Source organism: Micromonospora kangleipakensis (assembly GCF_004217615.1).
Classification (GTDB): Bacteria; Actinomycetota; Actinomycetes; order Mycobacteriales; family Micromonosporaceae; genus Micromonospora; species Micromonospora kangleipakensis.
Genome location: NZ_SHLD01000001.1, coordinates 1,498,105 through 1,523,850, shown reverse-complemented (window position 1 = coordinate 1,523,850; position 25,746 = coordinate 1,498,105). Strand labels below are relative to the sequence as shown.

25 protein-coding genes are annotated in these 25,746 nt (G+C 73.4%); 12 read left to right on the top strand and 13 right to left on the bottom strand.

Annotation, left to right across the window (positions count from 1 at the left end):
- Positions 1 to 3: 3 nt before the first annotated feature.
- On the top strand, positions 4 to 411 hold the full coding sequence (locus EV384_RS07445) for a CoA-binding protein (protein ID WP_130331354.1): 408 nt from the start codon (positions 4 to 6) through the stop codon (positions 409 to 411).
- An 18-nt stretch (positions 412 to 429) separates the two neighbouring features.
- On the opposite strand, the gene EV384_RS07440 is transcribed toward EV384_RS07445, so the two are convergent.
- On the bottom strand, positions 430 to 1,044 hold the full coding sequence (locus EV384_RS07440) for a TetR/AcrR family transcriptional regulator (protein WP_130331352.1): 615 nt from the start codon (positions 1,042 to 1,044) through the stop codon (positions 430 to 432).
- 88 nt (positions 1,045 to 1,132) lie between these two features.
- Between EV384_RS07440 and EV384_RS07435 the strand changes: the two genes are divergently transcribed.
- Positions 1,133 to 1,795, top strand: a complete 663-nt coding sequence (locus EV384_RS07435; protein ID WP_242623975.1) for a hypothetical protein — start codon at positions 1,133 to 1,135, stop codon at positions 1,793 to 1,795.
- A gap of 75 nt (positions 1,796 to 1,870) precedes the next feature.
- Here EV384_RS07435 and EV384_RS07430 read toward each other — a convergent pair whose 3' ends face one another.
- The gene (locus EV384_RS07430) at positions 1,871 to 3,733 is read right to left on the bottom strand and encodes a hypothetical protein (protein ID WP_130331350.1); all 1,863 of its coding nucleotides are present in this window, start codon (positions 3,731 to 3,733) and stop codon (positions 1,871 to 1,873) included.
- Positions 3,734 to 3,821: 88 nt separating this feature from the next.
- On the opposite strand from EV384_RS07430, the gene EV384_RS07425 reads away from it, so the two are divergent.
- The gene (locus EV384_RS07425) at positions 3,822 to 4,565 is read left to right on the top strand and encodes a hypothetical protein (RefSeq protein WP_130331348.1); all 744 of its coding nucleotides are present in this window, start codon (positions 3,822 to 3,824) and stop codon (positions 4,563 to 4,565) included.
- A 12-nt stretch (positions 4,566 to 4,577) separates the two neighbouring features.
- Here EV384_RS07425 and EV384_RS07420 read toward each other — a convergent pair whose 3' ends face one another.
- Positions 4,578 to 5,774, bottom strand: a complete 1,197-nt coding sequence (locus tag EV384_RS07420; protein ID WP_130331346.1) for an acyl-CoA dehydrogenase family protein — start codon at positions 5,772 to 5,774, stop codon at positions 4,578 to 4,580.
- A gap of 181 nt (positions 5,775 to 5,955) precedes the next feature.
- Between EV384_RS07420 and EV384_RS07415 the strand changes: the two genes are divergently transcribed.
- Positions 5,956 to 6,381, top strand: coding sequence for a DUF4190 domain-containing protein (locus EV384_RS07415; RefSeq protein ID WP_130331344.1), 426 nt, complete (start codon positions 5,956 to 5,958; stop codon positions 6,379 to 6,381).
- A 7-nt stretch (positions 6,382 to 6,388) separates the two neighbouring features.
- Here EV384_RS07415 and EV384_RS07410 read toward each other — a convergent pair whose 3' ends face one another.
- A complete protein-coding gene (locus tag EV384_RS07410) occupies positions 6,389 to 7,279 on the bottom strand; it encodes an SDR family NAD(P)-dependent oxidoreductase (protein WP_130331342.1) in 891 nt (296 codons plus the stop codon).
- 120 nt (positions 7,280 to 7,399) lie between these two features.
- On the opposite strand from EV384_RS07410, the gene EV384_RS07405 reads away from it, so the two are divergent.
- Entirely contained in the window at positions 7,400 to 7,912 is a 513-nt protein-coding gene (locus EV384_RS07405) for a DUF4190 domain-containing protein (RefSeq protein ID WP_130331340.1), read from the top strand.
- Positions 7,913 to 7,978: 66 nt separating this feature from the next.
- Here EV384_RS07405 and EV384_RS07400 read toward each other — a convergent pair whose 3' ends face one another.
- Positions 7,979 to 8,935, bottom strand: coding sequence for an HpcH/HpaI aldolase/citrate lyase family protein (locus EV384_RS07400; RefSeq protein WP_130331338.1), 957 nt, complete (start codon positions 8,933 to 8,935; stop codon positions 7,979 to 7,981).
- A gap of 127 nt (positions 8,936 to 9,062) precedes the next feature.
- On the opposite strand from EV384_RS07400, the gene EV384_RS07395 reads away from it, so the two are divergent.
- Both EV384_RS07395 and EV384_RS07390 read left to right on the top strand, forming a co-directional pair.
- Positions 9,063 to 9,887, top strand: a complete 825-nt coding sequence (locus tag EV384_RS07395; RefSeq protein ID WP_130331336.1) for an SDR family NAD(P)-dependent oxidoreductase — start codon at positions 9,063 to 9,065, stop codon at positions 9,885 to 9,887.
- A gap of 48 nt (positions 9,888 to 9,935) precedes the next feature.
- Positions 9,936 to 10,694, top strand: coding sequence for a GNAT family N-acetyltransferase (locus EV384_RS07390; RefSeq protein WP_242623974.1), 759 nt, complete (start codon positions 9,936 to 9,938; stop codon positions 10,692 to 10,694).
- Between the two features lie 89 nt (positions 10,695 to 10,783).
- Here EV384_RS07390 and EV384_RS07385 read toward each other — a convergent pair whose 3' ends face one another.
- The 3 genes from EV384_RS07385 to EV384_RS07375 form a co-directional block, all read right to left on the bottom strand.
- Positions 10,784 to 12,172 (bottom strand): APC family permease, encoded by a 1,389-nt coding sequence (locus tag EV384_RS07385; protein ID WP_207232259.1) that lies wholly within the window; start codon positions 12,170 to 12,172, stop codon positions 10,784 to 10,786.
- A 135-nt stretch (positions 12,173 to 12,307) separates the two neighbouring features.
- Positions 12,308 to 14,518 carry an APC family permease gene (locus EV384_RS07380; RefSeq protein ID WP_242623973.1) on the bottom strand — a complete coding sequence of 737 codons (2,211 nt, stop codon included), beginning with the start codon at positions 14,516 to 14,518 and terminating at the stop codon, positions 12,308 to 12,310.
- Positions 14,519 to 14,622: 104 nt separating this feature from the next.
- Positions 14,623 to 15,579 carry a DMT family transporter gene (locus EV384_RS07375; protein WP_130331334.1) on the bottom strand — a complete coding sequence of 319 codons (957 nt, stop codon included), beginning with the start codon at positions 15,577 to 15,579 and terminating at the stop codon, positions 14,623 to 14,625.
- A 105-nt stretch (positions 15,580 to 15,684) separates the two neighbouring features.
- On the opposite strand from EV384_RS07375, the gene EV384_RS07370 reads away from it, so the two are divergent.
- Positions 15,685 to 16,434 (top strand): HAD family hydrolase, encoded by a 750-nt coding sequence (locus EV384_RS07370; protein ID WP_130331332.1) that lies wholly within the window; start codon positions 15,685 to 15,687, stop codon positions 16,432 to 16,434.
- A gap of 10 nt (positions 16,435 to 16,444) precedes the next feature.
- Here the strand turns inward: EV384_RS07370 and EV384_RS07365 are convergent, their stop codons facing one another.
- Together EV384_RS07365 and EV384_RS07360 are read right to left on the bottom strand one after the other, a co-directional pair.
- The gene (locus EV384_RS07365; protein ID WP_207232566.1) at positions 16,445 to 16,909 is read right to left on the bottom strand and encodes a hypothetical protein; all 465 of its coding nucleotides are present in this window, start codon (positions 16,907 to 16,909) and stop codon (positions 16,445 to 16,447) included.
- A gap of 161 nt (positions 16,910 to 17,070) precedes the next feature.
- Positions 17,071 to 17,940 (bottom strand): PhzF family phenazine biosynthesis protein, encoded by an 870-nt coding sequence (locus EV384_RS07360; RefSeq protein WP_130331328.1) that lies wholly within the window; start codon positions 17,938 to 17,940, stop codon positions 17,071 to 17,073.
- A gap of 33 nt (positions 17,941 to 17,973) precedes the next feature.
- Here EV384_RS07360 and EV384_RS07355 point away from each other — a divergent pair, with 33 nt between their 5' ends.
- From EV384_RS07355 to EV384_RS07345, 3 genes are all read left to right on the top strand, one after another.
- Positions 17,974 to 19,260, top strand: coding sequence for a magnesium transporter MgtE N-terminal domain-containing protein (locus EV384_RS07355; protein ID WP_130331326.1), 1,287 nt, complete (start codon positions 17,974 to 17,976; stop codon positions 19,258 to 19,260).
- Positions 19,253 to 19,861 carry a DUF1003 domain-containing protein gene (locus EV384_RS07350; protein ID WP_130331324.1) on the top strand — a complete coding sequence of 203 codons (609 nt, stop codon included), beginning with the start codon at positions 19,253 to 19,255 and terminating at the stop codon, positions 19,859 to 19,861. Before EV384_RS07355 ends, EV384_RS07350 begins: the two co-directional genes overlap by 8 nt.
- 111 nt (positions 19,862 to 19,972) lie before the next feature.
- The gene (locus EV384_RS07345; protein WP_130331322.1) at positions 19,973 to 21,121 is read left to right on the top strand and encodes an Mrp/NBP35 family ATP-binding protein; all 1,149 of its coding nucleotides are present in this window, start codon (positions 19,973 to 19,975) and stop codon (positions 21,119 to 21,121) included.
- 329 nt (positions 21,122 to 21,450) lie between these two features.
- On the opposite strand, the gene EV384_RS07340 is transcribed toward EV384_RS07345, so the two are convergent.
- Together EV384_RS07340 and EV384_RS07335 are read right to left on the bottom strand one after the other, a co-directional pair.
- Positions 21,451 to 21,876 (bottom strand): twin-arginine translocase TatA/TatE family subunit, encoded by a 426-nt coding sequence (locus EV384_RS07340; protein WP_130331320.1) that lies wholly within the window; start codon positions 21,874 to 21,876, stop codon positions 21,451 to 21,453.
- 72 nt (positions 21,877 to 21,948) lie between these two features.
- Positions 21,949 to 23,259 (bottom strand): S1C family serine protease, encoded by a 1,311-nt coding sequence (locus EV384_RS07335; protein WP_207232565.1) that lies wholly within the window; start codon positions 23,257 to 23,259, stop codon positions 21,949 to 21,951.
- 255 nt (positions 23,260 to 23,514) lie between these two features.
- Between EV384_RS07335 and EV384_RS07330 the strand changes: the two genes are divergently transcribed.
- Complete coding sequence (locus tag EV384_RS07330) at positions 23,515 to 24,123, top strand: O-methyltransferase (protein WP_207232564.1); 609 nt, start codon at positions 23,515 to 23,517, stop codon at positions 24,121 to 24,123.
- 58 nt (positions 24,124 to 24,181) lie between these two features.
- Here the strand turns inward: EV384_RS07330 and EV384_RS07325 are convergent, their stop codons facing one another.
- A complete protein-coding gene (locus EV384_RS07325; RefSeq protein ID WP_130331316.1) occupies positions 24,182 to 25,654 on the bottom strand; it encodes a leucyl aminopeptidase family protein in 1,473 nt (490 codons plus the stop codon).
- Positions 25,655 to 25,746 lie beyond the last annotated feature (92 nt).

Sequence of the window (25,746 nt, the reverse complement as noted above, 5' to 3'; positions counted from 1 at the left end):
GGGGTGCGTACCGCTCAGCAGATCCTCGCCGACTCCGCCGTGATCGCCGTCGTGGGCGCGTCCCGCGACCCCGGCAAGGCCGCGCACAGCGTGCCGTTGCAGATGCAGCGGTACGGCTGGCGGATCATCCCGGTGAACCCGACGGTGGACGAACTCTTCGGCGAGAAGGCGTACCCGTCGCTGGCCGACATCCCGCACCCGGTCGACCTGGTCGACGTGTTCCGCCCCGCCCGGGACGCGGTCGACGTGGCGCGGCAGGCGGTGGCGATCGGCGCCCCCGCGGTGTGGTTGCAGCTCGGCATCGTGTCGGCCGAGGCGCGGCGGATCGCTGAGGAGGCCGGTATCGACTACGTCGAGGACCGGTGCCTCATCGTGGAACGGGCGGCCGGCGGGTTGACCCGGCTCGGCTGAGCGGCCGGCCCGCGCCGGTCACTTCCCCGGTTCGTCCGGGCCGAGGACCAGGTCCAGCTGGGCGTCGAGGGCGGCGAGCGCGGTCTCCGGTGAGTAGTGTCCGCCGAGCAGGTAGACCCCCAGCCCTTCCAGGATCGCCAGCAGCCCGACCGCGGCACGGTCCGGGTCGACGTGCCGGTCGGCCGTCCCGGCCGCCTGCGCGATGCGGATCTGCCCGGCGATGAAGGCCAGCAGCCCGGCGGTCTCCTGGTGCAGCGCGGCGGCGACGGTCGGACGGACCGCCGTGTAGGCCAGGAACGCCAGCGCCACCCGCCCGTCCGCCCGGCGCGACTCGTCGAGCGGCAGCAGTTCGACCAGCATGGTCCGGAGCAGCGCACGCGGGGAGGGGGCGTCGCCGAGCCCGGCGACAGCTCGGATCACCCGCGCCTCGGAGCGCTCGTGGACCACCGACAGCGCGAAGGTCATCATCTCGTCCTTGGTGCGGAAGTAGTGCTGCACCATCCCGGAGGAGACGCCGGCCTCCGTCGCCACGTGCCGCAGGCTGACCGCTTCCAGCCCGTGTTCCGCGGCCACCCGCATCAGCGCGTCGGCGATCAGCTTGCGGCGCTCCCGGTGGTCGACCCGTTTCGGCATGCTCCCATGCTTTCACAATACGACTGCATTGACATGCCGTCGGGCGGACGTTACGTTGCAACTGCAATGGAAAAGTTCTGAAGGGCAGGTGACCGTGCGGAAGCAGAGTCGTCCCGTCGAGCTGCTGCGTCGCGCGGTCGCGTACGAGCTGGGCATGTGGCGCAGTCTCTACCGCTGGCTGCTGCGCCGGCCCCTCGCGCTCGCGCCGGAAGCCGAGGCGTTCAGCTACGTCGGGGTGGTGAAGCCGATCCTGGGCGCCTTCATCGCGCTCTCCGCGATCGAGATCCCGATCTTCGACCTGATCCTCCGGCACACCGTGCCGTGGCAGTCGGTGCGGCACACCGCGCTGGCGCTCGGCATCTGGGGTCTGCTCTGGATGATCGGCCTCTTCGCCAGCCTGCGGATCCACCCGCACGTCGCCGACGCCGCCGGTCTGCGCGTCCGCAACGGCTTCACGGTCGACTTCCTGGTGCCCTGGACGGCCGTCGCCCGGGTCGACGCCCGATACCGCTCGCTGCCCTCCAGCCGGACGATCCGAGTCGAATCGGACGAGGCGGGGACGGTCCTGAACGTCGTGACCGGCAGCCAGACCAGCGTCGACGTCGTCCTACGCGAGCCGCTCTCCGTCCCGCTGCCCAAGGGGCCGAGCGAGCCGGTCACCGAGATCCGGCTCTACGCCGACGACCCGGCGGCACTGGTCGCCCGCGCCCGCCAACACCTGGCGCTCTCATACCGCGGCTCGGACAGCTAGGCACGGCATCGACCACGCCGATGCCGTGGTGAAGTGGCCATCGCGGCCCCACTGACCATTGCACGATCGCGCGGATCAGGGCCGGACCGTGACGATCTGGTCAGCCGCGGCCCTTCGGGCCACGACCACCCGGCCGTCCGGGTTCGCCGCCAGGAGGAAGGCGTCACCCGACGACGGGCCCGGGACGTTGCTGGACCATTCCTGCGCCTCGATCAGGGGGACCTCCCGAGGCGACCAGCATCGGTAGTCCGCGCAGCTCCAGAGCACAGCGCGACGCGGCAGCAGCGTTCGTTCGCCGATTCGAACGCGCACGTCGGGGCGGCCGTAGGTGATCGCGACGGCGTAGATGCCACCACCGGGACGGTCGACGGTCGCGCTCACCGCGCTGGTACACCGGTCGCACGGGGGCACCAGACGGTCGAAGTGGAGCGACGCCAGTTCCTCCTCGGTCGGCAAGCCGGGCTGTTCCGGGCTCCCCAGCAGTGCGAGCTGTGCGCTGGCGCAACCCGGTGTGTCGCACCGCCCCACCCAGACCATCGAGCCACCCGTCGGGCGGTAGGCGACGACCGGCCGGCCCCTCCGGTCCACGCCGACCAGCAAGCGGCGGTAGTAGGCGGAGGACATGTCGGCGAACCCGTTCTGCGCCACTCCGAGTCGGGTGATGTCCGGTGCCGTGCAGTGGACATCACGGCAGCGGATGAGACCCACCTCCGAGTCCTCCCGCCGTAGCTGACCGTCCCCCCGGTCCAGAGCGGGTGCGGCGATGCCGATGAGGATCTGCCCGTCGGGGGCGAGGGCGATGGCCGCCGCCTCCCAATCCCCGGCGAGGGCGTCGAGTGGACTCGGGGCGCTGCGGCAGGTTCGTCGCGGGTCGCAGTAGGTCAGCCGGTTGCCGGTCAGCGCGTAGACCGACCCGTCCGCGGCGATCACCGCGCCCTCCGGGCTCGCCAGGCTGATCGGCAGTTTCGTCCGCCTCGTCGCGCGGCACTCGTCGTCGAGGCAGTCGTAGATGGCGGGGTAGGTGAGGATGACGGGATGGCGCCCGGCCGGCCAGCCGAGCGCGACCAGATTGCGGGGGAGCGGGCCGGGCCGGACGGAGAGCTCGGTCAGGAACCCCGTCGTCACCACACCACCTGTCACGAGCGTGGGCAGCAGCATGGCGACGAGGGCGAACCCCAGCCCCGCCCAGCGCGGAACGCGCCCCTCGGCTCCCGACGCCGGCGACAGCGCAGCCAGCCGTGGCTGGGGAAGATTGCGGTACGCCACGACGAAGGTCCCCGCCTGGAGCGCCGCCAGCAGGACCAGGACCACGTCCCGCGCCAGCCACAGCCCGAGGCCGGGTAGCCGTCCGTCCACCAGCGGTCCGGCCCGCTCCCACGCCCAGCCGGTCAGCACCGCGGGGCCGAGCACGCCGAGCAGGAGCAGGATGGCGATGCTCACCCCGTAGCCCCTGACTCCGGCGGATGCCGCCCGGACGGCCGCCATCCCCCGCAGGTCCTCGAAGACCGTGAGCGGCAGCACGAGCCCCAGCCGCACGAGGAGCGCGCCGACCGGCACGGCGAGCAGCGCGACGACCACCCAGATCATCTCCTCGGCGGCCGGCAGGACGAGCCCGACCAGGAGGAAGGCGACGAGCACCGCCGCCAGGGCGGCGAAGAGCACACCGCAGACGGTGGGGAGCAGCCGCAGGGCTCGCCGCAGCGGCCGGTCGGCACCGGCCAGGGCAGCGACGCCGGCGGTCACCGCCCAGGTCCACGCGACGGCGACGACCACGACCTCCAGCCAGCCGGCGGGTGGCAGGACGAGCACTCCGTTGATCACCCTGGGTGCATCGGCGTCGGGGAGCGGGAGCAGCCGCCAGAGCGTCTGGAGCAGCGACAGCGGGACGAGTACCAGCAGGATCGGCGGCAGCGGGGACCGGCGGAGCGGGGTGGGCACGGGCGTACGGTACGGACCGACGGCCCCCGCCGCTGCCCCCTCCTGAGCGGGACGGCGGCGACTGGCGGTCCGGCTTTACCCTGCGACCGTGTCCCTACCCGGCCCGGCGGTGTACGTCCGGCACGACGACCTCTGGCCCCGCCGGTTGCTCTCCCTCGCGGTCGCCGCGGCGGTGGCGGCGGTGGCCGCCGCCGGCCTGCTGCGGGCGCGGCAGTCCGACCTGGACGACGTCCAGTTCGTGGTGTGGCTGGTGACCGGGGCGCACCTGCTGGAGAAGCGGTGGCGACCGCAGCGGACGGGCCGGCTGGTCTGGCGGGCGCGGGCGGCCGGCCGGGACGCGACGGAGCCGGGGCTGGTGGCCGGCCGGTCATTCGCGGGGTGGGTGGACCTCGCCGCGGACGCGACCATGGCGACCACGCTGGCGGTCGGCCTGATCTCGCTGCTCCCGGACGACCCGGGGTGGGCCCGGATCGCGCGGCCCGGCCTGCTGGTCGCGGTCGCGGTCGGACTGGGACGGCTCGCCTACCGCGAGGTCCGGGTCACCGGCCGGCTGGCGCTCACCGCCAGCGGGATCCGGCACGGCCGGCGCTGGTACGCCTGGTCGGACGTCGACGGGGCCCGGCTGCACACGCAGGACGGCCGGGCGGACGGCGTGTGGCTGCGCGTCCGGCAGCCGCCGGCGCTGCCGCCGGTGGTGGGCGGGCGGAGCGTGGCGGTGGCCGACGAGCTGCTGCTCGCCGCGATCGACCACTTCCGGACGCGCCCGGAGGTGCTGGCGGTCGGGCTGCCGGTCACCGCGCCGGAGCCGGCCGTCGAGCCGGCCGGCGGGTGACCGGCGCGCCGGTCAGAGCTTGTACTCCTTGAGCAGGCCGCGGGAGATGATCGTCTTCTGGATCTCCGAGGTGCCCTCGCCGATGAGCAGGAAGGGGGCCTCCCGCATCAGCCGCTCGATCTCGTACTCCTTGGAGTAGCCGTAGCCGCCGTGGATGCGGAAGGCCTCCTGGACGACCTCGGCGCAGTACTCGGAGGCGAGCAGCTTGGCCATGCCGGCCTCGACGTCGTTGCGCTGGCCGGCGTCCTTGAGCCGGGCCGCGTTGACCATGAGCGAGTGGGCGGCCTCGATCTTGGTGCCCATCTCGGCGAGCTTGAACGCGATGGCCTGGTGCTTGGCGAGCGGCTGGCCGAAGGTCCGGCGCTGCTGGGCGTACGCGACGGCCAACTCGAAGGCGCGGATCGAGATGCCGCAGGCGCGGGCGGCGACGTTGACCCGGCCGACCTCGATGCCGTCCATCATCTGGTAGAAGCCGCGGCCGACCTTCTCCTCGCCGCCGAGGACGGCGGAGGCCGGGACGCTGACCCCGTCGAGCACCATCTCGGTGGTCTCGACGCCCTTGTAGCCCATCTTGTCGATCTTTCCGGGGATGGTCAGGCCGGGGGCGGTCTCGCCGAAGCCGGGCTCCTTCTCCAACAGGAAGGTGCTCATGTTGCCGTAGACCGAGTCCGCGCCGGTGTCGGTCTTGACCAGGGTCGCCACCACCGACGAGTACGCCCCGTTGGTCAGCCACATCTTCTGGCCGTTGAGCACATAGTTGTCTCCGTCGCGGACCGCCTTCGACTTGATCGCCGAGACGTCGGAGCCGCACTCCGGTTCTGACATCGAGAAGGCGCCGCGCACCTCGCCGGTGGCCATCCTCGGCAGCAGCCGGGCCTTCTGCTCGGCCGAGCCGTGCTGGGAGATCAGGTACGCCACGATGAAATGGGTGTTGACGATGCCGGAGATCGACATCCAGCCGCGGGAGAGTTCCTCGACCACCAGGGCGTACGTGAGCAGGGACTCGCCGAGCCCGCCGTACTCCTCGTCGATGGTGAGGCCGAAGAGCCCCATCTCGCGCATCCCGTCCAGGATGTCGGTCGGGTACTCGTCGGCGTGCTCCAGCCGCTGGGCGTGCGGAATGATCTCCTTGTCCGCGAACTCCCGGACGGTTTCCAGGATCGACCGCTGCACATCGGTCAGGCCGGGCGTCTGGGCGAGTCGGGCCATCTCAGCCTCCGGGGGATCGGCGCATTACTCGTGGGTAACTGAACGCTGGGTAAGTATCGGTCCCGCGACCGGCGAGGCCAAGGTGACCAGTCCACACAACCGCTGTGAAAAGGTTCACCGCTGCGGGTAGCGTCCGCAAGAGAGAAGGCCGTTGAGCTGGGACGAAGGGGGGCGAGCGAGGGTGAGCCATCCACCACCCGGGGAGCCGGACCAGCCCCCGTCGCCGTACGAGCCGCCGTCCTACGGCCAGCCGCCCCACCATGACCCGTACGGGCAGCAGCCGCAGTGGGGACAACAGCCGCCGTACGCCCCGCAGCCGCCGTACGGGCAGTACGGACCGCCCGGCGAGGGACCGCGACCGCGCGGCGGACCGAACGTCCTCGCCATCCTGTCGCTGGTCTTCGCCTTCGTCTTCGCCCCAGCCGGCATCGTCCTCGGCCACCTGGCCAAGCGGCAGATCCGGCAGACCGGCGAGGAGGGCGACCAGCTCGCCACCTGGGGCCTGATCCTCAGCTACGTCTTCACCGCCATCGGGCTGCTCGCCTGCTGCGGCTGGATCGCCGTGGCGTTCTGGGCGAATTCCGACGGCGGCGGCTCCTACAACTGAGCCGGCCTCAGCGGAACTCCGCCTCGCGGACGCTGTTGCCGCCGTCGACGACGAGCATCTGACCGGTGATGTACGACGCGGCCGGCGAGCAGAGGAAGGCGATCGCCGCGGCCACCTCGTCCGGGGTGCCCGGGCGGCCGACCGGAGTGCCGAGCCCCTGCTTGATCTCGGCCATCGTGGACGCCGCCGTGTAGATGGTGCCGGGGGCGACCGCGTTGACGGTCACCCCGTCGGCGATCATCTCCATCGCCAGGGCCCGGGTCAGCCCGACCACGCCCGCCTTCGCCGCCGCGTACGCGGCCTCGGTGGGGAGCGCGTTGACCGCGCCGGCGGTGGCCGCCAGGTTGACGATCCGACCCCAGCCGCGCTCGGCCATCCCGCTGATGAACGCCCGGCTGCACAGGAACGCGGTGGTCAGGTTCCGGTCGATCTCGCCGCGCCACTCGTCGTAGCTGAGCTGGACCACCGGCCGCAGCACCTCGGGGCTGGCCCGGCTGGCCAGGCCGGCGTTGTTGACCAGCACCTCGACGTCGCCGAGCTGCTCGGCCACCGCGTCGGCGAGCGCGCCCACCTCCGACTCGTCGGTCAGGTCGGCCACGAAGCCGGTCACGCCCAGCTCGCCGGCCCGCTCGTGGATCCGCCGGGTGGTGGAGACGATCGCGACCCGGGCCCCCAGGTCGGCCAGCCGGCGGGCGGTGGCGTAGCCGATGCCGTCCGGGCTGCCCGCCCCGGTGACCAGGGCGACCCGGCCGTCGAGGCGCATGGTGACCGGTTCGGCGAGCGGCGCCGGCTGGTCCTGGTCGGCGGAGCCCGCCGGGGCGGTGCCTCGGCTGCGCCGGACCAGGCCCGGACGGCTCACATTCCGTCTCGGTCGACCACCACGCGCGTCAAGTGCCATGCCGCGATCCTGCCCGCTGTGGACCTTCCGGGCAACGCGGCACCCGGAAAGGGGGTGCTCGGTTTTGGGAAGGGCTGGCTACCCTGACGGCGCACCCGCAGCCAACGGAGATGAAACCTGATGAGCTATCCCCCGCCGCCCGGTGGTTGGCACGACCCGTCCACACCCGGCCAGCAGTCCACGCCGCCCGCCGACCCGACCCTCGCGATGGGCGGCAGCCCGATCCCCACCCAGCCGACCTCGGCCGACCCGTACGCCCCGACCAACCCGTACGCCGGGATGCCGGGCGGGCAACCCACGGCCGACCCGTACGCGGCGGCCGGCTACCCGCCGCCGGCCTACCCGGGGTACGGCTACCCGGTTGCGGCGAGGACCAACACCATGGCCATCGTGGCGCTGGTGCTCTCGCTGGTCGGCATCGCCTCCTGCATCACCGCGCCGATCGGCGCGATCCTCGGCCACGTGGCCCGCAAGCAGATCCGCGAGACCGGCGAGCAGGGCGAGGGGATGGCCAAGGCCGCCATCATCGTCGGCTGGATCCTCACCGGCCTGCTGGCGCTGCTGATCGCCTTCTACGTCGTGGTGATCGTGATCGCGGTCACCAACGGCGACACGAGCAGCCGCAGCTACTGACAGGGAAGGGCCGTCCCGGTCGGCCGGGACGGCCCCCTGCGCCGCCCCGACGGGGGCGGGCCGCGCTCACTCCGACGGCGGGGTGAAGGTCGACGTACGGGTCATCCCGGCCGCGCGCCCCTTGGCGGCGATCACCAGGGCCATCTTGCGGGACGCCTCGTCGATCATCTCGTCGCCGAGCATCACCGCGCCGAGCTTGCCGCCCGCCTCCGAGGTGTAGTGCTCGTACGCGTCGAGGATCAACTCCGCGTGGTCGTAGTCGGCCTGGGCCGGGGAGTAGACCTCGTTGGCCGCGTCGATCTGGCCCGGGTGCAGCACCCACTTTCCGTCGAAGCCCAACGCGGCCGAGCGCTTGGCCACCTCACGGAACGCGTCGACATCCCGGATCTGCAGGAACGGGCCGTCGATGGCCTGCTTGTCGTGCATCCGGGCGGCCATCAGGATCCGCATCAGGATGTAGTGGTACGGGTCGCCCGGGTAGTCCGGGATCAGCGCGCCGACCACCAGCGACTTCATGTTGATCGAGGCCATGAAGTCGGCCGGGCCGAAGATGATGGTCTCCACCCGGGGCGAGGCGGCGGCGATGGCGTCGACGTTGACCAGGCCGGCGGCGTTCTCGATCTGCGCCTCGATGCCGATCCGGCCGACCTCGAGGCCGAGGGTCTTCTCGATCTGGGTGAGCGTCAGGTCCAGCCACTGCACCTGGGCGGCGTTCTGCACCTTCGGCAGCATGATGCAGTCCAGGTTCGCGCCGGCGCCCTCGACCACCTCGATGACGTCCCGGTACGTCCACGGCGTGGTCAGGTCGTTCACCCGGACCACCCGGGTCTTGCCGGCCCAGTCGCCCTCGTTCAGGGCGGCGACGATGTTCTTCCGGGCGTCCGGCTTGGCCAGCGGGGCGACCGCGTCCTCCAGGTCCAGGAAGACCTGGTCGGCCGGCAGGCCCTGGGCCTTGCCGAGCATCTTGACGCTGGAACCGGGTACCGCGAGGCAGGACCGGCGGGGGCGACCGACAGCGGCCATGGATGCGCTCCTTCCAGCGTCCGGCGGGCACGCCGACGCCGATGAATGAAAAGCCGAAAACTTAACGATCCCAAAGGGCGTGGTGACGTCACGGTAACCTCGTGCCGTGACCGGGGTGAATGGACCTGTGGAAGATCTCACTGGGCGTCGGACCGTGGTGGTGACGGGCGCCAGCTCCGGCATCGGACTGGCCGCCGCCGTCGACCTGTCCCGCCGGGGCGACCGGGTGGTGCTGGTCGGCCGGGATCCGGCCCGGCTGCAGTCGGCCGGGGACCGCGTCCGCGAGACCTGCGGCGACCGCCCGGAGCTGTTCCGCGCCGACTTCGCCGTCCTCGACGACGTCCGCCGGCTCGCCGGGCGGCTGCGGGAGTCGTACGACCGGATCGACGTGCTGGCCAACAACGCCGGCGCCATCGTGCTCCAGCCGGCGACCACGGTCGACGGTTTCGAACTGAGCATGCAGGCCAACCATCTGGCCCCGTTCCTGCTCAGCAACCTGCTCGCCGACCGGATCGGGCGGATGGTGGTGACCGCCTCGGGCGCGCACCGCAGCGGGGCGCTGGACCCCGACGACCTCAACGCCGCGCTGCGCCGCTACCGACCGATGCAGGCGTACGGGACCAGCAAGCAGGCGAACATCCTCTTCACCGCCGAGGCGGCCCGGCGCTGGCCGGACGTGCCGGCGTACTCGTTCCACCCGGGCGTGGTGCGGACCCGGTTCGGCAACGAAAGCCGGCTGGTCGCGCTGGGCATGCGACTGCTGCCGTTCCGCAGCCCGGAGAAGGGCGCGGAGACGCTGGTCTGGCTGGCCAACCAGGACCCGTCCCGGCTGGTCGACGGCGGCTACTACCACGACCGGCGACCGCGCCGGCCGCTCGCCAAGGCGGCCGACCCGCGGCTCGCCGCCCGGCTCTGGACGGCCAGCGCCAAGGCCGTCGGCATCGCCGGCTGACGGTTTTCCGGTGGCGTCCGGCCGCGGACCGCTGCCACACTCCGCGCCATGACCACGGAGAACGCCACTGGGACCGGCAGCGCCGACACGGGTCGCGCCGACGGCGCGACAATGCGGGTGGGCGGCGCGGACGCGGAGCTGGAGGCCCGGATCGGGCGGGAGCTGACCGCGTTCAACAACGCCGCTACCGACACCGACGACGAGGCAGAACTCTCGGTGCGGGTCACCGACGCCGACGGTGAGCTGGTCGGCGGGTTGACCGGCTGGACCTGGGGCGGCCGCGCCGGGCTCAACACGATGTGGGTCCGCGCGGACCGCCGACACCAGGGCTGGGGCGGCCGGATGCTGCGGGCCGCCGAGGAGGAGGCCCGGCGCCGGGGCTGCACCGAAATCTCGGTGTCGTCCTTCTCGTTCCAGGCGCCCGGCTTCTACCGGCGGCACGGTTACTCCGACACCGGCATCCGCGACGGCATCCCGGGCGGGCACGTCGACCACCATTTCTGGAAGTCGCTGGTCGACGACCCGGCCGCCGCGCTGCGACTAGTCGCGCTGGTCGAGCTGGCCGCCGACGCGGTCGAGGCCGGTCAGCGATACGAGGACCAGGTGCTCACCCTGCTCGGCCGGCACGGCGGACGGCTGGAGCGGCGGCTGCGTACCGGCGACGGGCGGACCGAGGTGCACGTGATCCGGTTCGCCTCGCGGGCGGGTCACGACGGGTACCTGGCCGACCCGGAGCGGGCCGCGCTCCGGGCCCGGCTGGGCGACGCGGCCCCCACCGCCCGGCTGCTGGAGGTCCACGACGTCTGACCGGCCCCTCCCCCTCACTTCATCACGGGTCGGTGGGAAGAACAAGACTTGATCTTGGCATGTCGGGCTCTTGCTGAACTGTCCACGCTTCAGTCTGGTTTGGTCACGGCCCCGGCGATTCCGCGTGGCCGACCTGCCCGTACCCATAGCTGGTAGAACACTGCGGCGACGAGCAGTGCGGCGGCCAGGGAGGCGATCGGGTAGCCGCGGGCAAGGTTCACCGCCAACGTGAAGGCGACTCCGAGAGCACCTACGAGGCTGACCGCGAGCTGCACAGGCCGCCGGTCGCGACGGAAAAACACCGCCATCGCGGTCAGACCGGCCAGGAAGCTCAGAAACACCGCAACGGCGTAGAAGGCCACCAGCCGCTGCTCACGTCCGTTGGCCGCGACCGTCACAACAGCCGATATGGCGATGAACAGCAGTAGACCCCAGAACGGGGTGTGGTGAACGTTCGTACGTCCCAGCGGAGCCGGCAGGATCCCGGTTGTCTGGCCCTCGGACAGAGTCTGGCGAGCGAGCGCCTTGAGCAGCCCGGGTCCGGCCTGGAAGGAGGAGCAGGCGGCAGCCAGGAGCAGCAGTGCGGTCATGAGCTGGAATGCAGCGAACAGCGGGGCCGGCGCGGCGGCGCGGGCCAGCTCGGCGAGCTGTGTCGTGTTCGCGGGCGGTTCGCCGATTCGCAGCCGGCTGGCCTCGATCGTCAGGCCGAGCGTGATGGTGCCGACGATGCCGAGGGTCAGCCATAGGGTGATTCGCCCGAACCGGCGCCGTCCTGCGCCAACGAGTTGGCCGAGCTGAGCGATTGCCGATGAGGGGGCTTCGACTCCGGTTGCCAGGGCCATGGCGACCGGGAACGCCAGCGCGATCGCCACCGGCGGAGGGTGGGGCGGCGTCGGATTGATGGTGCCGGTGGGATGAGGTTGGGCTAGCGCCCCGTACACCAGCACCAGCAGGGCCGCCGCAATGAATCCCACGGTCATGGTCGCGAACACCGCCCGGCCGAGATGCCCGAACCAGGTCAGGCCCGCGACGGCGACGATGAGCGCAAGAGACAGAGGTACCCGCCACGGCGCCAGGGCCGGCAGGTACGCGATCAGCGCGGCGGCCGCCGCAGCGCAGCTGATGGCGATGGTGAGCACGAAGTCCACGATCAGCGCACCCATCGGCACGAACGCCCAGGCCTCGCCGAACGCGTCCCCCGCGGCGGCCGCCGCGCCGCCGCCCTGCGGATACCGGGCCACCAGCTGGTGGTAGTTGAGGATCACCAGCGCGATCAAGCCCAGGACCAGGCACATCGTGGGCAGGAGCAACGACAGGTCGCCGTTCAGTGCCCGCAGCGCGGCTTCGATGGCATACGCCACCGAGGAAACCGGGTCGGCCATGATCGCGAACGCGAACGCGAACAGCAGGACGGGACGGCTGTGCAGCCACATCAACCGGCGCGGAGGCTGTCCCGGACTGCTGGCACTGCTGGACACCGAACCTCCGCCCGCCGTGAACAGGGACTCGTCGAGACTTCCCAGGACGCCGAGCCGTAGTCGCCTCGAGCGACTGCTCGTCCCTAACCGCCCGCCGCGCTGGTGGTCGAGCACTTCGCGGCGTACCTGTGAGGCTCACTCGGGAGGGTGGACCGGGACGCTGGTGACCACCACGCCGGGCAGGGCTCGCAGGGCACCGCGCAGCCGCTTCTCGGCACGGCTGTGCAGCGGCCGGTGCCAGCGGCGGCGCAGCACCACCTCCGGCACGATCACGGTCAGGGTCAGTTCCGGCCGGGTGGCGTGCAGCGCCTCCAGGTAGTGCGCCAGCGGCCCGATCACCGCCCGGTACGGCGACACGATCGTCTCCAGCCGCAGGTGGTCGCCCCAGGCCCGCCACTGCTCGCGGAACCGGTCCGACTCGGCCTCCTCGGGAGCGATGTGCACGGCCAGCGTCGGCTGGCCCAGCGACGCTGCGTACGCCAGGGCGCGCAGCGACGCCCGGTTCAGCCGGGCCACCGGCACGACCACCAGGTGGCGTACCTCCTGGGGCAACTCCTCCCCCTCGGCGGACCCCGCTGGTCCCGGCGGCGCGCCACCTGGCGCGGACCCGGACGCCGACGGGGGCGGCGCGGGTCCGGCAGACGGCGGTGGGTGCAGCGCCAGGGCGTGGTGCAGCGTGGCGTAGTGGCGCTGGATCCGGCGGGCGAGCAGCACCAGCAGGGGTACCGCGATGACCACCACCCAGGCGCCCTCGGCGAACTTCCCGATCCCGGCGGTCAGCAGGACCACCCCGGACAGGGCGGCGCCGACCGCGTTGATGGCCAGCCGACGCCGCCAGCCCCGGTCGCGATGGCGTCGCCAGTGCACCACCATGCCGGCCTGGGACAGGGTGAACGCCAGGAACACACCCACCGCGAAGAGCGGGATCAGCGCCTCGGTGTTGCCACCGAAGGCGGCGAAGATGACCGCCGCCGCGAGCGCGAGCGCGACCAGGCCGTTGTTGAACGACAGCCGGTCCCCCAAATGCAGGAACCGGCGGGGTGCGTGTCCGTTCCGGGCCATGAAGAAGAGCAGCCGGGGGAAGTCGTTGAAGGCGGTGTTGGCCGACAGCAGCAGGATCAGCGCGGTGGCGGCCTGGAGCAGGGCGTACCAGGGGCCGACGGGGAAGGTGACCCGTCCGAGCTGGGACAGGATCGTCTCGCCCGGCCGGGGCGCCAGGCCGTTCAGGTGGATCAGGCCGACCAGCCCGACGAAGAGCACTACCAGCATGGCGACCATCCAGCTGAGCGTGGTGCGGGCGTTGCGCCACTCGGTGCGCCGGAACGCCGGTATCGCGTTCGACACCGCCTCGATGCCGGTCATCGACACCGCGCCGGAGGCGAACGCCCGCAGCACCACCAGCAGGCCCAGCCCCTCGACCGCCGGCACCGTCGGCGGCGGCACCGCCGTGAAGCCCCGGCCCGCCGCGCGCAGATAGCCGATCACCAGCAACGCGAGGACCGCGACCACGAAGGCGTACGTGGGCAGCACGAAGATGTTGCCGGCGGTCCGCACTCCGCGCAGGTTCCCGGCGAGCAGCACGGCGATCGCCAGCACCCCGAGCGGCACGGTGGCCGGTGCGAGCCCGGGCAGCGCCGAGGTTACCGCGTGCACCCCGGCCGCGATCGACACCGACACGGTGAGCACGTAGTCGAGCATCAGCCCGGCCGCCGCCGCGAGTCCGGTTGTCGTGCCCAGGTTGTCACTGGCCACGATGTACGACCCCGCCCCGTGCGGGTAGGCCGGGATGGTCTGCCGGTACGACAGCCCCACCGCGATCATCAGCACCACCAGCAGCGCGGCCAGCGGCAGGGAGAGCCCGAGCGCGGCGCTGCCGGCCAGCACCAGCACAGCCAGCATCGCCTCCGGCCCGTACGCGATCGAGCTGAGCAGGTCGGAGGAGAGGATCGGCAGGGCGACGACCTTCCGCATCCGCTCGTAGAGCACGGCGGAGCTGGACAGCGGCGGGCCGACCAGCACCCGGCGCAGCCGGGTGAGCATCCGCCCGGCCCGGGAGCCGGGCAGGTTGGCCGGCTCGGCGGCGACCAGCTCGTCCGGCTCCTCGACGGTGAACATGTCGATCGGCGTCAGCCGCCCGAACCGGCTCGGCGTCGGGCCCGGCCGGTTGCGGCCCAGGGTCGGGTCGACGGGCAGCTCGTCGGGGCCGCGCGGGGCACGCCAGCGCTCCCCGATCCGGCTCAGCGCCGCCCGTTCCTCGGGGCCCAGCGGCGGGAACTCGGCCGAGGGCGTGACGAGCGTGCCCCGATCGGCCTCGTCGTCGCCCCGCCGCACCTCTCGCGCCCCCACCCTCCGCACTCTCACCGAAAGCGGTGGCTCGGGTGGCCGAATGGGCACACTCTCCGGGAAAGTGTGGCCGCCACGTCCCACGGTGGTCGCGGGCGCCGGTCGCGTCAGTCGGCGAGCGGGGCGGCGTCGGCGGGGACGGGGACCGGCTCGGTGCGGCGGCCGGCGCGGGAGCCGCCGAGCACGACGACGGCGACGCCGGCCAGCAGCAGGGCCAGCCCCGGCAAGGCCAGCGGCCGGGGCAGCTGGCCGAGCCACACCCAGGCGATCAGGGCCGCCCCCGGGGCCTCCAGCAGGATCAGCACGCTGACCGTGGTGGCGGAGATCCGGTGCAGGGCGTAGTTGAACATCGAGTGGCCGAGCAGCTGGGCGCCCGCCACCAGGCCGAGAACGGCCAGCCAGGTGGCGCCGTCGTAGCCGTGCAGGCGTACGCCGCCGAGCAGGCAGACCACCAGCAGGATCGCCGCGCAGACGCCGTAGCAGATGGTGGTGTACGTGGTGGTGCTGATGGTGGCCCGGGCCCGCTCGCCGAAGGCGGTGTAGACGGCGGCGAACATCCCGCCCGTCACGGCGAGCAGGTCACCGGCGAAGGCCCGGCCGGAGGCGCCGAAGTCGGCGCCGGTGGCCAGCGCCGCGCCGACCACCGCCACCGCGATGCCCGCCCAGACCGCCACCGGCAGGCGCCGACCCTGCCAGCGGGCGATCAGCCCCTGCCACACCGGCTGCGTCGCGCCCAGCGCGGTGGCCGCGGCGACCGAGGTGAGCTGCGCGCTCGGCATCCAGGTGGCGAAGTGCGCGGCCAGCGCCACCCCGGACAGCACGCAGTACAGGCCCTCCCGCCGGCCGGCGCCGACGGTCAGCGCGCGGAACTCCGCCCGCCGCTTGACCAGCGAGAACGGGCCGAGCACGGCCACCGAGAGCAGGTTGCGCCAGAACGCGATGGCGAGGGCCGGGGCGGCCGCGAAGGCGACCAGCGGGGCGGAGGACGAGACGGCCGCGACGGCAACCACGACCACGCCGACGGTCAGCGGGTCCAGGGGCGGGCGGTGCGGATCGGAGGACACGGAGAGCAATCCTCACACGACGCCGGACAGCACGGACCGTCAGCATTCCGTTACGATCACGCACGTCCGCGCCGGCGACCCCCTCGACGCCCGGAGGCGCTCCCCATGCCCAGGTTCCAGGCGGTGCTGTTCGATTTCTTCGGCACGCTCACCCGGTCCGTCCAGCGCGGCGCGGCCCACCGCTCCACCGCCGAGCTGCTCGGCTGCCCGAGCGACACCCTGGTGGAGGTACTCGACCGCACCTACTACCAGCGGGCCAGCGGGCTGCTCGGCAACGCCGAGGCGACCCTGCGCTGGGTCTGCGACCAGGCCGGCGTGCATCCGTCGGACGGGGCCGTCCGGGCCGCCGTCGCGTCCCGTCACCGGGCCGTACGCGCCGACACCCGGCTGCGGGACGAGGCGGTGCCGGTGCTCGCCGGGCTGCGCCAGCGGGGCGTACGCACCGGCCTGATCAGCGACTGCACGCACGAGCTGCCGGCGTTCCTGCCCCAGCTGGCGATCGCCCCGCTGCTGGACGTCCGGGTCTTCTCGGTGCAGGTGGGGCGCTGTAAGCCGGACGCGGCGCTCTACCTGGCCGCGTGCCGGCGGCTCGAACTGGCCCCGGCCGACTGCCTCTACGTGGGCGACGGCGGCAGTCAGGAACTCACCGGCGCCGAGCGGGCCGGGATGACGGCGGCCCGGCTGGCCGCGCCGGACCTGGCCGAACACATGGTCTTCAACGCCGAGCGGGGCTGGGCGGGACGGGCGCTGACCTCGCTGACCGAGGTCCTCGAACTGGTCGACCCGGCCGTGGAGCCGATCGCCTGCGCCGTCCCCTGGCCCCGCCGCCGGCGACGGGTCGGGGGCGGTGCGTAGGGCGCCGGGGTCAGCGGCGGCGGACCTTGTGCAGCCGGAACGGCTTGCGGGTGGCCCGCACCACCGGAGCCGGCCGGGGCTCCTCCGCCAGCGACTCCGCCGGCAGGTCGGCGCCCGCGACGGGCGTACCCGCCGGCGCCAGCCGGTTCAGCGCGCAGCCCTCGGCCGCCCAGCGGTCGACCAGGGCGGCCGAGGGGCCGGACGCGTTCAGCCGCTTCGCCGCGACCAGCGGCGCGGCCGTGGTCCACTCCTCGGTGCCGGGCCGCAGCCGGGTCACCCGGGCCGGCCAGGTGACGATCCGTCCGCCGTGGTCGCCGCGGAGGCTGACCCGGGCCTCGGTGGCGTCGGCCAGGCCGGGCGCGGACTGCTCGCCGGGCCCGGTGACGACGAGCAGCGCGCCCTCGAGCGGCAGGCACCACAGCGCGTACGCCGGCCCGTCCCCGACGCTCACCCAGCAGACGGCCGCCTTCTTCATCGCCTCGTCGACCAGCGGCGTCGTCTCCCGGCCGTCCAGCTCGTCCGTCACCCGGACATCCTCTCGTACGCCGCCGGCCGGGCCGGCGGGGACCGTCAGCCGCACGGTATCGCCCGGCACGGCGTCGTGGGCGGTACCGCGGCGCGCCGGCCGGGGGTCGGTCAGCCCACGAAGGGTGGGACGGCGATCTCGCCCCGCGCCACCGGCATCACCTGGCCGGCGACGGTCGCCCCCACGGCCACCCCGCCCGCCGCGGTGACGGTGCAGGCCAGCGCGGACGGCCGGTGGATCTCGACGCCCTGGCGGACGGCGTACTCCGAGCGCCCCTCGCCGGGGAGCAGCCCGCTGGCGACCAGCCAGACGCCCAGCCCGAGGGCCGCCGAGCCGGTCGCCGGGTCCTCCGGCACGCCGAGGCCCGGCACGAAGACCCGGGCGTGCGCGGTTTGCGTGTCGGCGTCCCAGGAGAAGACGCTGACATGCTCCACGCCGTACCGCTCCGCCGCCGCCGCGTTCACCCGGGCGCGGGCCACCGCGTCCGGGCGTACCGGAAGGTAGGGGAACTCCAGGCCGCAGCCGGCCACCCGCGGCGCGGGGCCGGCGTGGTCGGCGGCGGTGAGGCCGGCCATCTCCAGCAGCGGCTCCGGGTCCAGCTCGGGGCCCAGGGTGGGCGTGCCGCCGGTGAGCGTCGCGCCCGTCACGGTCACCTCGATCGGCAGCACGCCGGCGCCGCACTCCTGGGTGACCCGGCCCACGTCGAACATCCCGCGGCGGCTGGCGGTGACCGCGGCGCCGACGCTCGGATGCCCGGCGAACGGCAGCTCCTCGGCCGGGGTGAAGATCCGCACGCGGTAGGTCGCCCCGACCTGTGTGGGCGGCAGCACGAACACCGTCTCGGACAGGTTGAACTCCAGCGCGAGCGCCTGCATCTGCTCGGTGGCCAGCCCTTCGGCGCCGAACACCACGGCCAGCGGGTTGCCGGCGAAGGGCCGGTCGGTGAAGACGTCCACGATCTCGTAGGCCAAGGTCGACATGTTGATAAACACTAGGCCTTTAGGCTGGTGCCCGTGAGCACGCCGAACCGGGTCTACATCGCCCGACTCGCCGGAGTCGCCGTCTTCGACCCGAACGGTGACCAGGTGGGTCGGGTGCGTGACGCGGTGGCCCGGCTCCGGGCGACCCAACGTCCGCCGGAGGTGGTGGGGCTGGTCGCCGAGATGCCCATGCGGCGGCGGATCTTCCTCTCCATCAACCGGATCACCTCCATCGACGCGGACGCCGTCGTGCTCGGCAGCGGCACCCTCAACCTGCGTCGCTTCGAGAAGCGCCCGAACGAGCTGCTGGTGCTCCAGGAACTGCTGGACCGGCGGGTGCAGCTGGAGCCGGGCGGCCAGGCGGGCACGGTGGTCGACGTGGCGATGGAGTGCAGCCGGGGCGGCGAGTGGTCGCTGACCCGGGTCGCGGTCCGCGAGCAGACCGGCCGGCTCACCCGCCGCGGCCACCTGCACCAGGTCGAGTGGGACCGGGTCCGCGGCCTGAGCGACATCGCCGCCAACCGGGGTACGGCCAACCTGCTCGCCGTGCTGGAGGACATGCGCCCGGCCGACCTGGCCAACGCCCTGCAGGACCTGCCCGACGCCCGGCGCAACGAGGTCGCCGCCGCGCTGGACGACGAGCGGCTGGCCGACGTGCTCAGCGAGCTGCCCGAGCACGACCAGGTGGAGATCCTGGCCGCGCTGGACCGGGAGCGCGCGGCCGACGTGCTGGAGGAGATGGACCCGGACGACGCCGCCGACCTGCTCAACGAGCTGCCCCCGCCGGAGCAGGACGTGCTGCTCGACCTGATGGAGCCGGACGAGGCCGACCCGGTCCGCCAACTGCTGCGCTACGCCTCGGGCACGGCCGGCAGCGTGATGACGTCGGAACCGGTGATCCTGCCGCCGGACGCCACCGTCGCGGAGGCGCTCGCCCGGATCCGGGAGGAGCAGCTCTCCCCCGCCGTGGCCGCGCAGGTCTTCGTGACCCGCGCGCCGATGACCACCCCCACCGGCCGGTACCTGGGCATGGTCCACTTCCAGCGGCTGCTCCGCGAGCCCCCGGCGGACCTGCTCGGCGGGGTGGTGGTCAACGACATCGACCCGCTCCGGCCGACCACGCCGCTGCCCGAGATCACCCGCCGGATGGCCACCTACGACCTGGTCGCCATGCCGGTGGTGGACCGCAGCATGCGGCTGGTTGGGGCGGTCACCGTGGACGACGTGCTGGACCACTCGCTGCCCCGCGACTGGCGGGACCGGGACGCCGTACCGGGCCCGTCCGCCGCCGAGGCGGAGCCGGACGGCACCGATGGCTGACCAGCGACGGGCCGAGCGGCTGGACCAGCCGCGCGAGCCCCGCGGCGTCAAGCTGCCCCGGTTCGACCCGGAGGCGTTCGGCCGGTGGTCCGAGGGCATCGCCCGCGGCATGGGCACGGCGAACTTCATCGTCTACATGACGGTCGTGATCGCCGCCTGGTTCGCCTGGAACACCATCGCCCCGGCCGACCTGCGCTTCGACCCGTACACCTTCACGTTCCTGACCCTGGTGCTCTCGTTGCAGGCCTCGTACGCGGCGCCGCTGATCCTGCTCGCGCAGAACCGGCAGGCGGACCGGGACCGGGTGGCACTGGAGGAGGACCGGCGGCGGGCCACCGCGCAGAAAGCGGACACCGAGTACCTGGCCCGGGAGATCGCCGCGCTGCGGATCGCGATGGGCGAGGTGGCCACCCGGGACTTCCTCCGCTCCGAGCTGGCCCGGCTCGCCGAGGAGCTGGACGAGGCGGCGCAGCGCCGGCAGAAGCTGGAACGCCGGCAGCAGGAACGCGCCGCACGCGGCGGCGGCGGCGAGCCGCTCGACGAGCCCCGCGACGACCTGGACGGCGACTTCGCGACCCGGGAAGGCCGCCCGGAGGGCTGAGCCCGACGGGGCCCGGTCCACCGGCCCGGGCCTTGGACGGTGCCATCGATTCGCTCACACCGCCCCCCGCCAGCGGCGACCGCCGATGACCACCGACGTAACATTGCCGGCATGTCAGCACCCGTCAGCACCGTCTCCGACGCGATCCAGGCCGCCCTGGCCACCGTCAACGACCCGGAGATCCGTCGGCCGATCACCGAGCTGGGCATGGTCCGTTCCGCGGTGGTGGGCGACGACGGCGTCGTCCGGGTCGAGCTGCTGCTCACCGTGGCCGGCTGCCCGCTGAAGGACAAGCTGCGCAGCGACATCACCGCGGCCGTGGCCGCGGTGGCGGGTGTGACGGGTGTCGAGATCGAGTTCGGCGTGATGAGCCCCGAGCAGCGCCAGGAGCTCCAGTCGAAGCTGCGCGGCGGCGGCGCCAGCCAGGAGCCGGTGATCCCGTTCGCCCAGCCCGGCTCGCGCACCCGGGTGTACGCCGTGGCCAGCGGCAAGGGCGGCGTCGGCAAGTCCAGCGTCACGGTCAACCTGGCCGCCGCGCTGGCCTCCCGCGGCCTCGCCGTCGGTGTGGTCGACGCCGACATCTACGGCCACTCGGTGCCCCGGATGCTCGGCGCCGAGGGCAGCCCGACCCGGGTCGAGGACATGATCATGCCGCCGCAGGCGCACGGCGTGAAGGTCATCTCGATCGGCATGTTCACCCCGGGCAACGCGGCGGTGGTCTGGCGCGGCCCGATGCTGCACCGGGCGTTACAGCAGTTCCTCGCCGACGTGTACTGGGGCGACCTGGACGTCCTGCTGCTGGACCTGCCCCCGGGCACGGGCGACATCGCCATCTCGGTGGCCCAACTGCTCCCCAACGCCGAGATCCTGGTGGTCACCACCCCGCAGACCGCGGCCGCCGAGGTCGCCGAGCGGGCCGGCGCGATCGCGCTGCAGACCCACCAGCGGGTGGTCGGGGTCATCGAGAACATGTCCTGGATGGAGCTGCCGGACGGCTCGCGGGTGGAGGTCTTCGGCGCCGGCGGCGGCGAGGCGGTCTCCGAGTCGCTGAGCCGGACCATCGGCGCGCAGGTGCCGCTGCTGGGTCAGATCCCGCTCGACACCCGGGTCCGCGAGGGCGGCGACGCCGGCAACCCGATCGTGCTGGCCGAGCCGGACGCCCCGGCCGCCAGGGCGCTCAACCAGATCGCCGACCGGCTGGCGGTCCGGCGCGAGTCCCTCCTCGGCAAGCCGCTCGGCCTCAAGCCCGCCGGCCGCTGACCACTGCCTGACGACGACGAAAGGGGCACCCCGTGGCGGGGTGCCCCTTTCGCGTGTCCGGATCCCGCTTCCGCGCCCGTCCCACGCCGGGCGGCCGACCGAGGACCTGCCCCGCGCGCCCCTTTGCTCTGCTTCAGCGGGAGGCAACACCTCGCGCTGCCCGTGGTCCGATCCCCGTCAGGCCCCGTCAGGGCCCAGCGTGTTGCCGGGAGTGAAGCAGAGCAAAGGAGGCGGGCGAGTACCTCCCGCCCGGCGAGCGAGCTGGCGAGAGCCGGCTGGAGAGCCGAGGGACGCCGCAGAGAGCCGAGGGAACAGGACCGGCCCGACGGTCAGGTGGCGTCGTCGTAGCTGGGGCGGGGAGCCGGGGCGGGGACGGCGCCGCCGGTGGCCGTGGTCGGGCGGGTGCCGTTGCCGCGCAGGTCCGCCGCGTTGGCGACGTCCTTCAGCTCGTTGTGCACGCCGGTGACGTCCGAGCGCAGGTTGTCGTACATGCTCTGCAGGGGCTTCCGGATCGCCTGCTCGTCGTCCTCGCTGAGCAGGTGCTTCCGGATGAACGCCTTCGGGTGCAGATCCTCCAGCTGGATGTCGGTGCCCAGCTCGCGGCTCAGGTCGCCGGTGGCGTTGCGGGCCATGTTGCGCAGGTTGCGGACCATCCGGAGGCCGTCGTTGATCACGGCGGGCAGCCGGTCCCCGAAGATCAGCAGCGCCAGGAGCAGCAGCGCGCCGATCTCCCACCAGTTCAGGTTGTCGAGCACTCCGGCCTCCTCGTCCGTGTCAGGGCAAGACTACGCACGTCGGGGGGCGCTCCGGGAGGGGGTGACCGGTGCTCACTTCGCATCTGCGGCGAGCGTCACCGAGGCGTTCTGCCGGGTGGATCCCCGCCGGTACTCGACCGTCACCACCGACCCGGGCGCGTACTTGCGGACCAGCGCGACCAGGTCCGTCGGCTCGGTCATCGGCCGGCCGTTCAGCCGCAGGATCACGTCGCCGGCCTTCAGCCCGGCCGCCGCCGCCGGGCCGGACGGCTCCACCGCGTTGAGGCGTACGCCGTTGCCGGCCGCGGCGCCCGTGCCGCCCACCTGGGCGCCGATCACCGTACGCCGGGCCCTGCCGGTGCCGATGATCTCCTGGGTGACCCGTTTGGCCTGGTTGATCGGGATGGCGAAGGCGAGCCCGATGTTCCCGGCCTCCTGCCCGTCGGCGACCAGCGACTTGATCGTCGAGTTCACCCCGACCACCCGGCCGCCCCCGTCGACCAGCGGGCCGCCGGAGTTGCCGTGGTTGACCGCCGCGTCGGTCTGGATCGCCGCGTAGTAGCGCACCGGGCCGCCCGGCTCACCGGCCTGCATGGTCCGGTCCAGGGCGCTGACGATTCCCGCGGTGACCGTGTTGGCCAGCGAGAGCGGCGAGCCGATGGCGAGCACCGGGTCGCCGACGGCCAGCGCGTCGGAGTCGCCGAACTCCACCGGCTTGAGCCCGCTCCGGGACACCTTGATCACCGCGATGTCCGACTCCGGGTCCTGCCCGACCACGGTGGCCGCGGTCGTACTGCCGTCGTTGAAGACCACCGTGGCCTTGCCGGTGGCGCCCGCGACCACGTGGTCGTTGGTGATCACGTGCCCGTCGGCGCTGACGATGAAGCCGGAACCCTCGCTGATCCCGCCGAGGCTGGCCACCCGGACGGTGACCACGCTGGGCAGGACCTTCTCGGCGACGCCGGCCAGTGACTCCGGCTTGCGCTGGGCCAGGGCCGGGCCCTCGGCGGGACGGGCGCCGAGCACGGTGGCGGGGCCACCCCCGCGCAGGAAGGCGTAGGTCAGGGCGCTGCCGAGCGAGCCGGCCAGCAACGCGGTGATCAGCGAGATCAGCACGACCTGGCGCAGCCTCGGGCGATTGGGGGCGTCCGGGTCGGTGACCGGCTCCGGCTCGCCGCCGTCGGCGGGAGCGGCCGGCACCACCACCGCGGCCGGCGCGTACGGGTCGCGCCACGGGTCGTTGAGCGCGTCGGACCACCAGGGCGACGTCTGGCCACCCCCGTACGGCCCCGGTGGGGACCCGGACGCCGGCCGTCCCGCCGGTCCCGGAGTTCCGCCGGGCTGGCGCCAGTCCCAGCCGTCGGTCACGTCGGTGCCTCCCAGTCCGTCCCGCATCCCGCGCCGCGATCCGGCGGAGCCGTCCGGCAACGCCACGCCGGATACCGTCCAGGATTGCACGGATGCCCCGGGTGGAGTCAGCGGTTGCCGCCCGTGATCGTCAACCGACCGACTCGCGGCTGCGCCCGTCGGGTCCCGCCTCTAGGCTCATACCGCCCACCCGCCCCCCGCACCACTCCCGCCGCCCGGAGGTGTCCCATCGCCACGGTCGCCAGTTCCGGCAACTCGACGGCACAGGCCCTGCAGTTCGCCGAGTCCTACGTCACCGAGGATCTGGTGCTGCGGACCGCCCGCAGCCTCGCCCGCGAGGTGGGTGTCGACGCGGTGACGCCGGGCGCCGGCGCCGCGCTGCGACTGCTCGCCGCCGCCGGCAACGCCCGGGCGGTGGTGGAGATCGGCACCGGCATCGGGGTCAGCGGCGTCTGGCTGCTGCGCGGCATGCGGGCCGACGGGGTGCTCACCACCATCGACGTGGAGGTGGAGCACCAGCGGATCGCCCGACGGATCTTCGTCGAGGCGGGGTTCCCGTCGGGGCGTACCCGGATCATCACCGGCCGCGCCCTCGACGTGCTGCCGCGGCTCGCGGACGGCGCCTACGACCTGGTCTTCGTCGACGCCGAGGCGACCGGCTTCACCGCCTGCGTGGACGCCGCGCTGCGCCTGCTGCGGCCCGGCGGGGTGCTCGCCCTCAACGGCACGCTGGCCGGCGGGCGGATCGGCGACCCGGCCGCCCGCGACCTGGAGACGGTCACCGTCCGGGAGACGATCAAGGCGATCCGGGAGTCGGAGCACTGGATCCCCGCGCTGCTGCCGGTCGGGCACGGCCTGCTCGCCGCCGTGAAGTGCTGAGCCGACCCCGCGTCCGGCGCACCGCCGGGTCCGCCGGGCGCGGGGGCGGACCGGGCCGTCAGCCCAGCGTGGGCAGCCAGCGCAGCAGCCCGCGTACGCCCCAGCCGGTGGCGCCCCGGGTCAGCTCGGCGTCGTCCTCCTCCGACCAGGAGGGGGCGGACATGTCGACGTGCACCCAGCGGTCCCGCAGGTCACCGGTGAACTCGCGGAGGAAGAGCGCGGCGGTCACCGAGCCGGCGCCGCTGGCCGGGGAGCTGTGCAGGTCGGCCAGCTCGCTGCCCAGGTACTCGACGTAGTCGGCGGGCAGCGGCATCCGCCAGGCCGCCTCACCGGCGGCGTCGATCGCGGCCAGCAGGTCGGCGGCGAGCTGGTCGTTCTCGCTGTAGAGGGCGCCGTGCCGCTTGCCGAGGGCCACCGCGTTCGCGCCGGTCAGGGTGGCCAGGTCGACCAGCAGGTCGGGGGCGAGCTCCTGGACCGCGTACGCCATCGCGTCGGCGAGCACCAGCCGCCCCTCGGCGTCGGAGTTGGTGGTCTCGCTGGTCAGGCCGCCGTAGTGGCGGACGATGTCGCCCGGGCGGAACGCGGACCCGCTGACCATGTTCTCCGCCAGCGGCGCCAGCGTGGTGATCCGCACCGGCAGCCGGAGCGCGGCGGCGCCCAGGGTCGCGGCGAGCACGGCGGCGGCGCCGGCCATGTCCTTGCGCATCAGCTTCATCGCCGGCACCGGCTTGATCGAGATGCCGCCGGTGTCGAAGGTGATCCCCTTGCCCACCAGCACGACGTGGGTACGCGCGTCCGCCGGGTGCCAGTCCAGCTCGACCAGGCGGGGACCGCTGGCCGAGCCCTGGCCGACGGCGAGGATCCCGCCGAAGCCCTCGGCCGTGAGCTCGTCCGGCTCCCGTACCCGCAGGCGCAGGTCGGGCTGGCCGGCAACGGCCGTCGCGATCTGCTCGACGAACCACTGCGGGTTCTTCAGCGAGGAGGGGGTGTTGGTCAGGTCCCGGGCCAGCCGGGTCATCTCGGCGGTGGTCCGGGCCGCCGTCAGGGTCGGGGCGAGCGCGTCCGGGTCAGCCACCACGACGTCCACGTCGGCGAGCGCGGGTGCACCACCGGCCTCGGTCATCCGGAACCGGTACGACCCCAGCAGCAGCCCCTCGGTCAGGCCGCGCAGCGCCGTCGAGGCGTCGCCCGGAAGCATCACCGTGATGTGCGTCTCATCCCGGGCGGCCCGGGCGAGCGCCGCGCCGGCGGCCCGCCAGCCCCGCTCGTCGCCCTCGCCGACGCCGAGCAGCACCAGCCGCTGCGGCGTCGCGCCGGGTCGCAGGTGCTCCCGCAGCTCGCCAGCGCGCCCGGTCAGCCGCGCGGCGGGCAGCAGGGCCTCCGCCTCGGCCAGCACCTCGCCGGAAGGCGGGGACGCGGTCGTGACCAGCGCGGCCGGGGCGTCCGGGCCCTCGCCCGGCCCGACGGGACGAATGGGCAGGACGAGGGTGTCGAGCCGCGTGGGCCCGCTCACCAGACGAATGGCCAGCACGCTGGACCGTACCTCCAGAAAAGTTCACGAAGCGGGACAGACCGCCGCTCCCCAGCCTGCGAAGACCCTGAGCCACCGGCGGGGCCGGTGGC